At 70.1% G+C, this 13,466-nt stretch carries 14 protein-coding genes; 6 read left to right on the top strand and 8 right to left on the bottom strand.

Going from position 1 to position 13,466, the window contains the following annotated elements:
• Positions 1-101 precede the first annotated feature (101 nt).
• The gene (locus GA0070612_RS01985) at positions 102-977 is read right to left on the bottom strand and encodes a biotin--[acetyl-CoA-carboxylase] ligase (RefSeq protein WP_088986351.1); all 876 of its coding nucleotides are present in this window, start codon (positions 975-977) and stop codon (positions 102-104) included.
• An 84-nt stretch (positions 978-1,061) separates the two neighbouring features.
• Between GA0070612_RS01985 and GA0070612_RS01990 the strand changes: the two genes are divergently transcribed.
• On the top strand, positions 1,062-2,645 hold the full coding sequence (locus tag GA0070612_RS01990) for an acyl-CoA carboxylase subunit beta (protein ID WP_088986352.1): 1,584 nt from the start codon (positions 1,062-1,064) through the stop codon (positions 2,643-2,645).
• A gap of 126 nt (positions 2,646-2,771) precedes the next feature.
• Here GA0070612_RS01990 and GA0070612_RS01995 read toward each other — a convergent pair whose 3' ends face one another.
• From GA0070612_RS01995 to GA0070612_RS02010, 4 genes are all read right to left on the bottom strand, one after another.
• A complete protein-coding gene (locus GA0070612_RS01995; RefSeq protein WP_088986353.1) occupies positions 2,772-3,653 on the bottom strand; it encodes a hypothetical protein in 882 nt (293 codons plus the stop codon).
• Entirely contained in the window at positions 3,646-4,146 is a 501-nt protein-coding gene (locus GA0070612_RS02000; protein ID WP_088986354.1) for a SigE family RNA polymerase sigma factor, read from the bottom strand. The genes GA0070612_RS01995 and GA0070612_RS02000 overlap by 8 nt, the downstream gene beginning before the upstream one ends.
• Positions 4,147-4,208: 62 nt before the next feature.
• Positions 4,209-5,192, bottom strand: a complete 984-nt coding sequence (locus GA0070612_RS02005; RefSeq protein WP_088986355.1) for a ketopantoate reductase family protein — start codon at positions 5,190-5,192, stop codon at positions 4,209-4,211.
• A gap of 239 nt (positions 5,193-5,431) precedes the next feature.
• Entirely contained in the window at positions 5,432-6,175 is a 744-nt protein-coding gene (locus tag GA0070612_RS02010; protein ID WP_088986356.1) for a M50 family metallopeptidase, read from the bottom strand.
• A 101-nt stretch (positions 6,176-6,276) separates the two neighbouring features.
• On the opposite strand from GA0070612_RS02010, the gene GA0070612_RS02015 reads away from it, so the two are divergent.
• Positions 6,277-6,828, top strand: a complete 552-nt coding sequence (locus tag GA0070612_RS02015; protein ID WP_088986357.1) for a Uma2 family endonuclease — start codon at positions 6,277-6,279, stop codon at positions 6,826-6,828.
• A 125-nt stretch (positions 6,829-6,953) separates the two neighbouring features.
• Positions 6,954-7,706, top strand: a complete 753-nt coding sequence (locus GA0070612_RS02020) for a GH25 family lysozyme (RefSeq protein ID WP_088986358.1) — start codon at positions 6,954-6,956, stop codon at positions 7,704-7,706.
• A 75-nt stretch (positions 7,707-7,781) separates the two neighbouring features.
• On the opposite strand, the gene GA0070612_RS02025 is transcribed toward GA0070612_RS02020, so the two are convergent.
• On the bottom strand, positions 7,782-7,976 hold the full coding sequence (locus tag GA0070612_RS02025) for a hypothetical protein (protein ID WP_231924437.1): 195 nt from the start codon (positions 7,974-7,976) through the stop codon (positions 7,782-7,784).
• A 98-nt stretch (positions 7,977-8,074) separates the two neighbouring features.
• Positions 8,075-10,075 carry a serine/threonine-protein kinase gene (locus tag GA0070612_RS02030; protein WP_088986360.1) on the bottom strand — a complete coding sequence of 667 codons (2,001 nt, stop codon included), beginning with the start codon at positions 10,073-10,075 and terminating at the stop codon, positions 8,075-8,077.
• 90 nt (positions 10,076-10,165) lie between these two features.
• On the opposite strand from GA0070612_RS02030, the gene GA0070612_RS02035 reads away from it, so the two are divergent.
• Together GA0070612_RS02035 and GA0070612_RS02040 are read left to right on the top strand one after the other, a co-directional pair.
• Positions 10,166-10,360 (top strand): acyl-CoA carboxylase subunit epsilon, encoded by a 195-nt coding sequence (locus tag GA0070612_RS02035; protein WP_088986361.1) that lies wholly within the window; start codon positions 10,166-10,168, stop codon positions 10,358-10,360.
• Between the two features lie 89 nt (positions 10,361-10,449).
• Positions 10,450-10,908, top strand: coding sequence for a hypothetical protein (locus GA0070612_RS02040; RefSeq protein WP_088986362.1), 459 nt, complete (start codon positions 10,450-10,452; stop codon positions 10,906-10,908).
• A 74-nt stretch (positions 10,909-10,982) separates the two neighbouring features.
• Here GA0070612_RS02040 and GA0070612_RS32895 read toward each other — a convergent pair whose 3' ends face one another.
• Positions 10,983-11,447, bottom strand: coding sequence for a hypothetical protein (locus GA0070612_RS32895; RefSeq protein WP_157742401.1), 465 nt, complete (start codon positions 11,445-11,447; stop codon positions 10,983-10,985).
• Between the two features lie 881 nt (positions 11,448-12,328).
• Here GA0070612_RS32895 and GA0070612_RS02050 point away from each other — a divergent pair.
• Complete coding sequence (locus tag GA0070612_RS02050) at positions 12,329-13,423, top strand: S8 family serine peptidase (RefSeq protein WP_088986363.1); 1,095 nt, start codon at positions 12,329-12,331, stop codon at positions 13,421-13,423.
• The last annotated feature ends 43 nt before the right edge of the window (positions 13,424-13,466 follow it).

The raw sequence follows: 13,466 nt of genomic DNA on the forward strand, positions 1-13,466 counted from the left end.
TCGACGGGCAGACGGTAAACCCCCCAGAGCCCACCACAACATCCGCCACGCGGCCCCACCCGACTCTTCACGATCTTGCAAGGTGGGCGCCGCTCGCGCGGTCAGCGCAGGTGCAGTACGTCACCCGCGGCCAGGGTGCGGGGGGTCGTCGCCGTGGCCACCTGGAGTTGACCGTCCCGGTCCACGCCGGTCGCGGTGCCGGTCAGCACCTCACCGTCGGGAAGCAGCACGCGCACCTCACGACCGACCGTCGCGCAGGCCGCCAGGTAGGCGTCACGCAGGCCGCTGGCCACCGCGTCGCCGCCCGCCGAACGCCACCTGTCGTACCAGTGGGCCACCGAGCGCAGCAGCGCCCGCAGCAGCGGGTCCCGGTCGGTGGCCGCCGCGCCGGCCAACTGCAGCGAGGTGGCCGGCAACCCGGTCGGGTTGACCGGCAGCTCGTCCGCGCGCAGCGTCACGTTGAGCCCGATGCCGAGCACGATGGCCGCCGGTTCGTCCGGTGCGCGGCCGGGCACCACCTCGGCCAACACGCCCGCGCACTTCGCGTCGTCGATCAGCAGGTCGTTGGGCCACTTCAGGGCGGCTTCCAGCTCGGCCAACCGGGCCACCGCCTCCACCAGCGCCACGCCGGCCAGCAACGGCAGCCACCCGTACCCCGTGGTCGGCACCGGTGGCCAACCACGGTCCGGCACGGCCTCCCCGGGCCGCAGCAGCACGCTGGTGGTGATGCCGGCCCTCGCCGGCGACTGCCAGAAGCGACCGCGACGGCCACGCCCGGCGGTCTGCTGCTCGGCGACCACGACCAGGCCCTCGGGCTCGCCGGCCCGGGCGGCCTCGGCCACGTCGGCGTTGGTGGAGCCGGTCTCGGTGCGCAACTCCAGGCGGGCCCACGGCCCGTTCGGCGCGACCAACGCGCGGCGCAGCCGGGCCGCCGACAGCGGCGGGCGATCCAGATTGGTGTACGGGGAGCCCGACATCCCGTCAGCCTACGGCGGTCGTCCCGTCGGCACTGAGGCGTACTGCACAGCGGCACCCACCTGAACCATCGTTATATTCCCTGGGTGACTACCGAGACCGGGACCAACATCCACAGCACCGCGGGCAAGCTGGCGGACCTGGAGCGCCGGGTCGACGAGGCGGTGCACGCCGGGTCGGCCCGCGCGGTCGAGAAGCAGCACGCGCGCGGCAAGAGGACCGCCCGCGAGCGGATCGCGATGCTGCTCGACGAGGGCTCCTTCGTCGAGCTGGACGAGCTGGCCCGGCACCGCTCCACGGCCTTCGGGCTGGAGAGGAACCGCCCGTACGGCGACGGTGTGGTCACCGGGTACGGCACGGTGGACGGCCGGCAGGTGTGCGTCTTCGCACAGGACTTCACGGTCTTCGGTGGCTCCCTCGGCGAGGTCTTCGGCGAGAAGATCGTCAAGGTGATGGACCTGGCCATGAAGATCGGTTGCCCGGTGGTCGGCATCAACGACTCCGGCGGCGCGCGGATCCAGGAGGGCGTGGTCTCGCTCGGCCTCTACGGGGAGATCTTCTTCCGCAACGTACGCGCCTCCGGTGTCATCCCACAGATCTCGCTGGTGATGGGGCCCTGCGCCGGGGGCGCGGTCTACTCCCCCGCGGTCACCGACTTCACCGTGATGGTCGACCAGACCTCGCACATGTTCATCACCGGACCGGACGTCATCAAGACGGTGACCGGCGAGGACGTCGGCATGGAGGAGCTGGGCGGCGCCCGCACGCACAACTCCCGCAGCGGCAACGCGCACTACCTCGCCAGCGACGAGGAGGACGCTGTCGACTACGTGAAGGCGCTGCTGTCGTACCTGCCGTCGAACAACCTCGACGAGCCGGTCGTCTTCGAGTCCCCGGCCGAGCTGGAGGTCACCGACGAGGACCGCGAGCTGGACACCCTGATCCCGGACTCCGCCAACCAGCCGTACGACATCCACACGGTGATCGAGCACGTCCTCGACGACGGGGACTTCCTCGAGGTTCAGCCGCTCTACGCGCAGAACATCGTCATCGGCTACGGCCGGGTCGAGGGACGGCCGGTCGGCGTGGTCGCCAACCAGCCGATGCACATCGCCGGCACGTTGGACATCGCCGCCTCGGAGAAGGCCGCCCGGTTCGTCCGCACCTGCGACGCGTTCAACATCCCGGTGCTGACCTTCGTCGACGTGCCCGGCTTCCTCCCCGGCACCGGGCAGGAGTGGGACGGCATCATCCGCCGGGGCGCCAAGCTCATCTACGCGTACGCCGAGGCGACGGTCCCCAAGGTCACCGTGATCACCCGCAAGGCGTACGGCGGGGCGTACGACGTGATGGGTTCCAAGCACCTCGGCGCGGACCTGAACTTCGCCTGGCCCACCGCCCAGATCGCGGTGATGGGCGCGCAGGGAGCGGTCAACATCCTCTACCGCTCCGAGCTGGCCGGCGCCGACGACCCAGCCGCGGTCCGGGCCGAGAAGATCGCCGAGTACGAGGACACCCTGGCCAACCCGTACGTGGCCGCCGAACGCGGGTACGTCGACGCGGTGATCCCGCCGCACGAGACGCGCACCCAGATCGTGCGGGCACTGCGCGTCCTGCGCACCAAGCGGGAGACCCTGCCCCCGAAGAAGCACGGCAACATCCCGCTGTGACGCGGGTCCGGTTTCCTCGATCCGCGCAACGTCAGGCGAAGAGTTGCCTCTCACTGTCCGGAGGGAACACTTTTCCTGACGTGGCGCGATCCTCCTGGTTCGCAATCGACCGCGACCGCGTCGCCCTCAACAGTTCGGGGGCGGGGCGTTGGCGTTCGCGCACAGGCGCGCCACGGCCGCGACGGCGAATTGTTGGAGTTCCGCCTCGGTGCCGTCGCGACCGAGGCTGAGCACCGAGACGAGATCGCCGACCTGCACCACCGCAGTGTTGGTCGGGCGCGTCTCGTCGTTGAGCGTCGCGCCGGTGTTCACGTCCCGGGCTTGGGAAACCGTGTGGGTCAGCAGGACGCCGCCTTGCCCCCCAGAATCCAGCGGCCGGACCTGCCACCGGTGCATCGCCTCCGCCGTGCCGGTCTGCCCCTTCCGCTCATACGGCCCGCGGCTGCGCCACTCGTCGCACGGGTCCACCAGACCCTGGAGGGTCACGACGGCCAACGTCGCCTCGTCCTGTGTTGCCATCCGGTAGACGTCCTGCATCACGAGGACGTCGGCGTTGCCGGGCTCGGTTCCGGCGGGACGCGCCCGAAGCAGGGTCTGTGAGCGGGACACGCGGGAGAACCGCCACCCCTCCGGCAGCCCCAGGTTCGCCCGGCACTGTTCGAGCATCGCGTCGATCCGGACCGGCTCCCCGATGCCCGCCTGGCTGAGCTGCACCTCGATCGGGCGCGTCAGGTCGGCCGGCTGGAGCAGGGCGTCGGTCGTGATCTCGTGCTGGGTCGGCGTGGCGTCGGGCGCCGCCGAGGCGGCCGGTGTGGGCGGCACCGGAGATCCGCCGGTTGCGACGAGCGCAACGGAGGTCCCCCCGGCGAGGGCCAGTACGGCGGTGGCCGCCACGATCCTGCGCTGGCTGCGGCGGCGGGCCTGGGCACGGATCTCCTCCGGACCGGGCCAGCGCACGTCCTGAAGGTCCCGCCGGACCTGTTCGACGAACGTCAGGTCGTCACGCATCGGTGGCCTCCTCCAGGTCAGAGACGGCGAGCAGCCCGGCGAGCGCGGCACGCCCCCGGGAGAGTCGGGCCTTGACGGTGCCCACCGGGGCTTCGGTCTCCCGGGCCACCTCGGCGACCGGCATACCCATCAGGTAGTAGAGGGCGATGGCGACGCGTTGCTCCTCGGGCAGCCGACGCAGAGCGGCGACCACCTCGACGGTGTCGGTGCCCGGGCCGGGAACGCTCTCGGTGGCGCCGTGCCGCAGGTACGCGCGGGCGCGGCTGCGCAGGCTGCGCCACCTGCTGACGGCGATCCGGCTGGCCACCACCCGCACCCACGCCTCCGGGTCGTCGTAGCCGCTGATCGTGGACCAGCGCTGCCACGCCCGGATGTACGCCTCCTGCACGGCGTCCTGCGCCTCGCCCCGGTCGCCGGTGAGCACGTAGACGAACCCGAGCAGCCGTTGCCGACTCCCACGGTAGAACTCGTCGAACCCGTCGACGTCCGGCACCTGCTACCTCCCCGTGTCGGTCGCAGGGAACACGCACCGGACCGGGCGGTCGGTTGCCCCGATCAGGCGATCAACTTCTCCAGCTCGGCGAGCGGGAACGCGCCGGCCCCGACCCGCTCCCGGACCGCCCGGCGTACCGCCCGCTGGACGGCGACGTTGGCCGGCGTCGGCACGCCGTGCAGCCGCCCGAGCAGCGCGACCTCCCCGTTGAGGTGGTCGACCTCGGTCGATCCGGTGCCCCGGGCCAGGCTCTGCCAGGTGGAGCCACCGGAACGGGCCTCGCCGTCGACCGGGCGCTGCCCGACCAGGTCACCGCGCTCGACCTTCTCCTCCTCCGGGGTCGTGCAGGCGATCCCGGCGGCGGCGAGCGCGGCGACGCCTTCGGCGCGTACCCGCTCGGCCAGCTCGTCCGGGATGTCCCCGCCGAGCAACGCCTGCAGTCCGTTGCCGAGATTGCTGAGCAGCTTGCCGTACTTCCACCGCATGACGTCCGCGCGCACCGGGGCGACGAAGCCGGCGGCGTCCAGGTCGGCGGCGATCACCCGGTCGGTGTCATCGGCACCGCCCGGGTAGCGACCGATCTGGAGCATCCCCGGGTGCGGGTAGCCGTTGGCGACCACGACGCCGGGGTCCAGGTGGGTGGCGGGCAGCCAGACGCAGACCGGGTGTACGTCGGCGAAGAGGCGCAGCGCGGCCCGCTCGTTCGCCACCCCGTTCTGGGCGGTCACCAACGGCAGCCGCTCGCCGGCCGTACCGCCGCCCGCCACCGGAGCGTCCACCCAGGCGGCCAGCGCGCCGGCCGTGTCCTGCGACTTGACGGTGAGGACCAGCACCGTGTCCGCCGGCAGCGGCTCGTCGCCGGGCCCGTCCGTCGCGGCGAGCCGGGCGGTGACCTCGCTGTCGGGCTGCCGCAGCGTCAGACCCCGTTCCCGGATCACGTCGAGGTGCGCCCCACGGGCCACCAGGGTCACGTCCCGGCCTGCCTCGGCCAATCGCACGCCGATCGTCCCCCCGACCGCACCCGCCCCGATGATCACGTATCGCATGCCCCCATTCTGCCCGCCGCCCCCTCACGCCCGCCCTCACGCGCCATCCCGCCGCCCTCCCACCACCCTCCCGTCGCCCTGCGCGCCGTCGATCATGGAGTTGTGGTGCCCGGGCCGGTAGTCTTCGCGGCTTTTGTCACCCACCACAACTCCATGATCGACCGTGGGGCGGGCGGGGGCGAGGGCGGGGGCGGGGGTGGGGGCGAGGCAGGGGTGGGGTGGGGTGGGGTGGGGTGGGGTCAGATTGTCAGGCCGGCGTTGGTGAGGATCGGGCCGGCCAGCAGGAGCGCTCCGGCGACCAGGGCGGCCAGGTTGACCAGGGCGAAGACCGTCACCCAGAAGATCGCCGGGAACGGGGTCAGCCCGGCGAGCTGATCGGCGTCGGAGGCGGGCATCCGGCCCCGCGAGCGCAGCCGTTGCAACTCCACCACCGGCCGCACCCCACCGAGCAACAGGAACCACACCCCGGTGTACGCGAACGCGGCCTGGACCTGTGGCGTCGCGTACCAGGAGACGGCGAACACCAGCGCACCGGTGACCAGCAGCGACACCACGCCGAAGGCGTTGCGGATCATGACGAGCATGGCCAGCAGCAGCGCCACCGCCACCCAGAGCAGGAGGGTGATCCGGTTGCCGCCGAGCAGCCAGGCGCCGGCCAGCCCGACCAGCGGCGGGGCGACGTACCCGGCGAGCAGAGTGAGGATCATTCCCGGTCCGGTGGGACGCCCGGCGGACAGCGTCAACCCGGACGTGTCCGAGTGCAGTCGGATGCCGCGCAGCTTGCGACCGGTGAGCAGGGCCACCAGGGCGTGACCACCCTCGTGCGCAATGGTGATGGCATTCCGGGCGATCCGCCAGGGCAGGCGCGTGGAGACCACCACCAGCGCGACGGCCGCGGTGATCAGCACCAGCAGTGCGGGCGGGTCCGGCTGCGCGCCGAACAGCGTGTCCCACTTCTCGCCCAGACTGTCGATCGACATCATGGGGCGCGAGCCTACCGGCGGCGTTCCGTGTCGCTGGCGAGGCACCGGCTCGTATCCTGTGAGACTGATCGGGTGGCGACTGAAGCGGGAGGTGAGCGCCGATGAGTGCGGAACCCCTGGGACATCACGTCGGGCTCTGGACCGAGGCCGACTACTTCGCCCTGGCTGAAACCCCGGACCGGATCGAGCTGCTCGACGGGAGCCTGATCGTGAGCCCTGCCCCGAGCAAGCGGCACCAGTTGGTGTCGTGGGAACTCGTCTACAGTCTGCGCCGAGCGGTGACGTCACAGCCCCTCCTTGTCTTCGAGGCGGTCAACGTTCGGCTCGGGCCGGACCGGATCGTCATTCCCGACGTGGTTGTCGCGGACACCGACGACGAGGGCACGGCGGTGGAGGCCGCCGAGGTGGTGCTGGTCTGCGAGATCGTCTCGCCGGGCAACGCCGCGGCCGACCGGCTCGTCAAGATGCAGCTCTACGCCATCGCGCGGATCCCCTGGTACCTGCTTGTCGAGCAGGACGGGGACGGGCACTCGTTGCGGCTGTACCGGCTCGACGGTGAGCACTACGTCGAGGACCAGATCGCCAAGGCCGGCGAGACGTTGACAATCGTCGAGCCGTTCCGTTGGCAGCTCGACCCGGCCGCCCTGCACTGAACCGACCCACCCCGGACACCGGGCCTTCGCGTCCCGTCGATGAAGCTTTCTTCAGCCGCACTTGCGATCATGGGCACTAAACTCCAAAGATGGTTGTCGATAGAGCGATCCTCTTGGAGGCACTCATGGCCCGTACCCCGTCATTGCTGCGCCGCACGCTCGCGGCTGGCCTCACCGTCCTCGCCACCGCGGCGGCGGCCCTGGTCGCGACCGCCGGACCGGCAGCCGCGGCCACCACACCCGGCATCGACGTGTCCCGCTACCAGGGCACCATCAACTGGACCAGCGTCCGCAACTCCGGCGTCCAGTTCGCCTTCATCAAGGCGACAGAGGGCACCAGCTACAAGGACCCGAACTTCAACGCGAACTACGTCAACGCGTACAACGCCGGGGTGATCCGCGGGGCGTACCACTTCGCCCGGCCGAACATCTCCGCCGGCTCCACCCAGGCCAACTACCTGGCCTCCAACGGTGGCGCCTGGTCGGCGGACAGCCGCACCCTGCCGGCGGCGCTGGACATCGAAGCCAACCCGTACAGCGGCGGATACTGCTACGGCCTCAGCACGACAGGGATGCGCAACTGGGTGCAGGACTTCCTGAACACCTACCGCTCGCGCACCGGCCGGTACGCGGTCATCTACACCACCACGAGCTGGTGGAACCAGTGCACCGGCAGCTGGACCGGCCCGTGGGCGAACCACCCGCTCTGGCTGGCCCGCTGGGCGAGCACGCCGGGCGCCCTGCCGGCCGGGGCGTCGGTGTGGAGCTTCTGGCAGTACACCAGCACCGGCGCTGTCTCCGGGATCAGCGGCAACGTGGACCGCAACTACTGGAACGGCGACCGGAGTCGTCTGATCGCCTTGGCGAACAACACCTGACCGTGCCGTTGGCGGCAGCGGGACCGACGGTCACCACACGGTCGACAATCGGTCCGGCTGCCGCCACACCGTCGTTCAGGCTCGCCGTCGGCTCAGAACGGGCACCGCAGTTTCCTCGCGAGCCAGCGCGCCCCGGCGGGTCACCCGCCAGGCGGCCACCCCGGAACCGGCAACGATCACGACGCTGAGCAGTGCGATGAGCACCGGAACCCCCACGGCGGCCAGCAGCAGGATCGCGTCGCCGAGCGCGACAAGCATCCACAGTGCCATTCGAGGCCGGGTGTCCCTCCGTCGGTAACCCATGTCGTGCCTCCCTCCGTCGTCGAAGGTCAATTACCCAGGACGACGGAAGGTCATGCGAATGAGTTTCAGTCCTGGCGGTCGGGCACGAAGCCCTTGGCGATCCGGTCGAAGTTCGGCAGGTTGGCCTGCCAGTCCTTCTCGGCGATCTCCCACCGCAGGGCGTACCCCCGGTTGCTGGCCGTCACGAACCCCCGGTTACGGACGTGGATCCGCTGCCCATCGCGGGTCTCCAGCCACTCCCAGTCGCCGCAGGTCTTCCAGAAGTCGCACGACTTGATACCGAGGTTCTGGTAGTTGTTGACGAAGTTCTTGCGGTCCGACTCCTTGTCCTGCCAGTCCTTGACCGCGTCCTTCGCCGGCGTGTTGGTCCACTGCACCAGCAACTCGCCCGGCCCGTTCGACTCGTCGAAGACGACAGTGTTGCCGTTGACCTGGCTACGCACCCAACCATCCGGGATCGGCAGGGCGAAGCCGGCCGGGTCCTTGTGCAGCTTCCAGCCCGCCGGTAGCGCGTTCGGGTCCGCCGAGGGCGTGGCCGAGGCCGACGGAGTGGGCGCCGTCGACGTGGGCGGTGGTGGCGCGGCAGCGGACGTCGGCGCAGCCCCCGAGGTCGCGGCGGCCCCCGTCGGGTTGGCCTGCGGCGTCTTGTCGTCGTCCTTCGTGAGCATCGGCACGACCACCACGAGGCCGATCAGCAGCAGCGCGACCAGGGCCCCGACCAGCACGTTGCGGCGGGTGTTGTTCGGCTTCGTGCCGTCCGACAGCGGCACCGCCGCCCGACCGGAAGGACCCACCGGAGGCATGAGCGCCGTCGGCGTCGACGGCTTGCGCTGCACCGGGGCCACCGGCGGGCCGTCCACGACGGTCGGCTCGTCGTCGTCGGTCGTCGTACCGTCGCCGGTCGTGTCACTCGCCGCCGTGACCTTGGCGGTCGGGCCGGCGTCGGCCGGGGCCGGTCGGTTGATCGTGGCGGTCGGCTCCGCCGCCGCCGGGTCGGCGCCCACATCGGACGACACCACGGCCGTGGGTGTGGCGTCGGCCGTGGACGGCGGGGCGGCCACGGCCGGTGCGGCGTCGGCGGCCGGGGTCACGGCAGCAGAAGCAGCGGCGGCGGCCGGTGGTGGCGACACCGGCCGGTCCGCACCCTCGGCAGGTCGCGGAGCCGGCACCACCGGCAGGCGCGGCTCGCGCGGACCGTTCGGCCCCGGCCGGCGTACGCCATCGAGCAGTGAAATTCCGCGCGACCGCTTACCTCCGGCGCGGCGCAGCAACCGTTCCGCCACCTCGGCGGTGATCCGCTCGTTCGGGTCCTTGCGCAGCAGCCCGTTGAGCACGGCCTTGAGCGGGCCGGCGTTCTTCGGCGGCGGGATCGGCTCGGTGGCCAACGCGGCCAGGGTGCCGATCGCCGACGGCCGGGCGTACGGCGACTTGCCCTCGACCGCCGCGTAGAGCGTCGCGCCCAGCGACCACAGGTCGGCCTCCGGCCCGGCGGTGCCGTCGCGAGCCCGCTCCGGGGAGATGTACGCGGGTGAGCCGAGCACCATGCCGGTGCGGGTCACGTTCGGGTCGCCCGGAATCGTGGCGAGGCCGAAATCGGTCAACACCACCCGGCCGTCCTCGCCGAGCAACACGTTGCCCGGCTTGACGTCGCGGTGCATGACGCCCGCCTTGTGCGCGGAGCTGAGCGCGCCCAGCACACCGAGGCCGATCTCCACCGCGCGGGCCACCGGCACCGGGCCGTCCTCGGCGAGTGTGTCCTGCAACGACTTCGACGGCACGTACTCCATGACGATCCACGGATCGCCGTCGGTGCGCAGCACGTCGAAGATGCGCACGACATTCGCGTGGTTGAGCCGGGCGATGGCCCGGGCCTCCCGCAACGAACGTTCCCGCATCTCGCGGCGTTCCTCGTCGGTGAGACCGGGCGGCGGCACCAACTCCTTGATCGCGACGTCCCGGTGCAGCACCTCGTCGCGCGCCTTCCACACCCGGCCCATGCCACCCTGGCCGAGCGGCGACAGGAGCCGGTATCGGTCAGCGACAAGTTGGGGAAGCGCGTTCGACATCGCTGAGACGGTACCCGGACCCGCCGACGCTCACACCGTCGGCACGCCACTGTCCGCTTCCCGCAACGTCGCGCGGCGTACCCTGGCGGCATGTCTGCCGAAGAGCCGCTGATCCGGGTCGTGCGTGGTGTCCCCACCGCCGAGGAGTTGGCCGCTCTCGTCGGGGCGATCGTCATCCGCTCCCGCCCGGCCGTGACCCCCGCCCCGAAGACCGCGTCCGCCTGGGCGCGCAGCGGGCGACCCACCGGCCCTGGCGGGTGGCGCGCCGCCGGTCTGCCCCGCTGACCCGACCTACCCCGGCGGGGGCTGCCAGGGGCACGCGGAGCCGTTACCCTCACTCAGGGAAGTGGTGCCGTCACACGTAGGGAGGATCCGTGATCCCTGAGGAGGGCCGGCCAGCGCCCTGGTTGCGCGGATACGGCGGCATCGAAGCCGACATCAGCCAGCTCCGCGACTTCGCCGACCGGCTCGCCGCGGAGGTCGAGAGCAACTACGCGCCCCACCTGCCGTACATCGCCGAGGACATGTCCGCGCAGCTACCCAACCCGTGCGACGCCTTCGTCGAGCTGGTCACGTTCCTGCACGCGCACCACGAGACGCAGCAGGCCACCGCCGACATGGTGTACGCCGTCCGAGGCGCCACCGGCCACCTCGCCGCCGCCGCCGACCGAGTCGCCACCCACTACGCCGACAGCGACGCCTTCACCGCCGCCCGGATGGTCGACGTGCGACGTGCCCTCGCCGACCCGAGCGCCCTGCTACCCGGCGGGCCGACGCCGATGCTGACCGACCCCACCAGGCCCGACACCGAAGGTCCGGTGGTGCTGCCGTGATCGAACGAGGCACCGGCCGCACCTCCGGCCTCACCGACTGGCAACTGATGGACGTCAACAGCATGTGGGCCTGCCTACAGGACCACGACACCGCCAACCACTGGAAACAGGTCGCCGGCTGGCGCAAGGTCTGCGACCTCGCACAGACCCACCTCGGCCGCCTCCACGAATACCGGCGCGGCCTCGCCGCCGCCTGGCCACCCGAAACCAGCGCCGCCTCCAGCACGTACCTCGCCGAACTCGACCAACTCATCGACAAGGTCCAGCGCACCCACGACGCCGCCGCAGCGAACTACACCGCGTTGTCCGCCGCCACCCAGGCCATCAGCACCACCCGCGCCGCGCTCCGCAAAATCCACGAGGTGTACGCGGCCAAGCTCCAACAGAAGCAGGCGTACGACGCGATGGCCGCCGACCCGAAAGCGGTGATGGGCAACCGGGTGACGACGCCGCCGGTCGCGGACGGGGAACTGGAACAGCTGAACGTACAGGCCAGGAGCATGATGTTCGGCCTCAGCGGCGAACTCCAACAAGCCCAAGCAACACTCCAAAAACCACCGGCAGCGCCTAGGAATACGCGACAGCCGGACGATCCCGACGTTTATGACAGCAATTCCGCACCCACCATTCCGCCGATATTGCCGGTACCGCTGCCCGCTTCCTCACCTACTAGTTCGAGGGGCCGGGATGGGGAGCGAATTATTTCCACCCCCGCCACGCCCGGGGTGGGACCAGTTCTCGGCGGAGTCACATCAGGAGTTCCCTCACCATCTAATCATGCGTATTCGCCGATCATACAAGCAGCGGGAACATCTGTCCCACCAGTTTCGAGCGGACTTGGCCTCGCACCAGAAATTCCGCCTACCTCCAATGGCCCCTCAGCAGCGCCTGCGACACGGGCCACCCCGCCTGGTTCCTCCATCAAGCCGATCAGCCTAGGCACGGAAGGAGGTGCAGCGCATCCCACGCCAACGGTTCGCGCGACTCCCTCGACTGGAGGCCTAATTGGCGGTGTGCCAGGGTCAATCTTAGGTCAGCCTGTAGGCAATTCCGGCGGTCCGAGAAGAATCAATCCCGTTGGTGGGGTCATCGGCGGCGGTGGCGCCGGGACAGCCCCCGCAGGTTCAGCGGGAAGCCGGCCCGGCGGGGGGCGCAGCCTCAGCGGAGGCACAAACAACTTTCCGATCGGTGGCGCCCCAGGACTGCCTGGAAGCGCAGGGCGGCTAGGACCACAGCCACCAGGGACCAACGATAAATCTCGCTACTGGGACCCAGACAATCCCTGGAAGACTGATCAAGGTGTTCCACCGGTAGTTCGCTCTTCAGATAGCGATGATCCAATCGACCCCGGTCCAGCAATCGGGTTCAGCAGGTGACAACACCGCTACTCGCCAGCATTTCGGGGCTGACTTTGGCTGCAATGCTGCTTCCTGCCGCCTCAGCCACCCAGCCGCAGCATGCAGACCGCATACGGGACGACCAGTGGCATCTGCCGTTCCTCCGAATAAGTCAGGTACATTTATTGAGCGAAGGGGCTGGCGTCATCGTCGCGGTGCCAGACACCGGAGTCGATCCGCATCCTGATCTACGCGGAAACCTGCTCGATGGGGCCGACGTCATTCCCGGGGGCAACGGCAAGGGCCACCAAGACAATGATAGCCATGGCACTGCGATGGCTGGCTTGATCGCCGCACATGGAAGCACGAACAGCCAAGGCGCCCTTGGAATCGCACCTAAAGCAGAAATACTTCCTATATTTGACACGCCAGCTAATCGCGACGGTGATCCCGATGCACTGGCCTCCGGCATCGAGTTCGCCATAGCCGAGGGAGCCGATGTTGTCAGCATCTCAGCAGTCGCCGGAGCGAGCGTGCGGCTTCAACAAGCCATCAAAGCCGCCAAGGATGCCGACATCATATTAGTAGCAGCGGCAGGCAATTTTCCTCCTGACACCCGGGTTGGCTATCCCGCCAGCGAAGAGGGCGTGATTGCGGTTGGTGGCGTCGATCGCGCTGGACAACACGCTGCCATCTCGGTCACCGGGCCAGAAATCGACGTCGTCGCTCCTGCAGTGGACATCTACAGCACTAGCTACGGCGGGAAGTACTCGAAGGGCACCGGCACATCGAGCGCGACGGCGATTGTGGCTGGGGCGGCGGCTTTGATCCGGTCCAAGTACCCCTACCTGCCCGCACGCGAGGTCGCGCACCGGCTCACGGCCACCGCCATCGACAAGGGCCCGCCTGGGCGGGACGACGAGTACGGCTATGGCGTGATTGATCTCGTGGCAGCGCTGACGGCAGACGTACCGCCGCTGGGTTTTGAATCGGTGAGCGCTCCGGCCGACGCTGGCCCTTCGGCGGCGGCAGGCGACCGGCAGGGTGATGGCGACAGCGGCGCTACGGCACGTGGCCTGGCCACCCTGGGTGTGATTCTGGCTGCCGGGGTCGGATGGGCGGTGGTGGCACGGCGTCGTCGCCGTGGTGATGATCCGCCGCCCAGGATCAGTCGCTGACCAACGCGAGCGATCTTTGATCGTCTCGGGTTTCGCGAAAGTG

This window comes from Micromonospora chokoriensis (genome assembly GCF_900091505.1).
Lineage (GTDB): Bacteria > Actinomycetota > Actinomycetes > Mycobacteriales > Micromonosporaceae > Micromonospora > Micromonospora chokoriensis.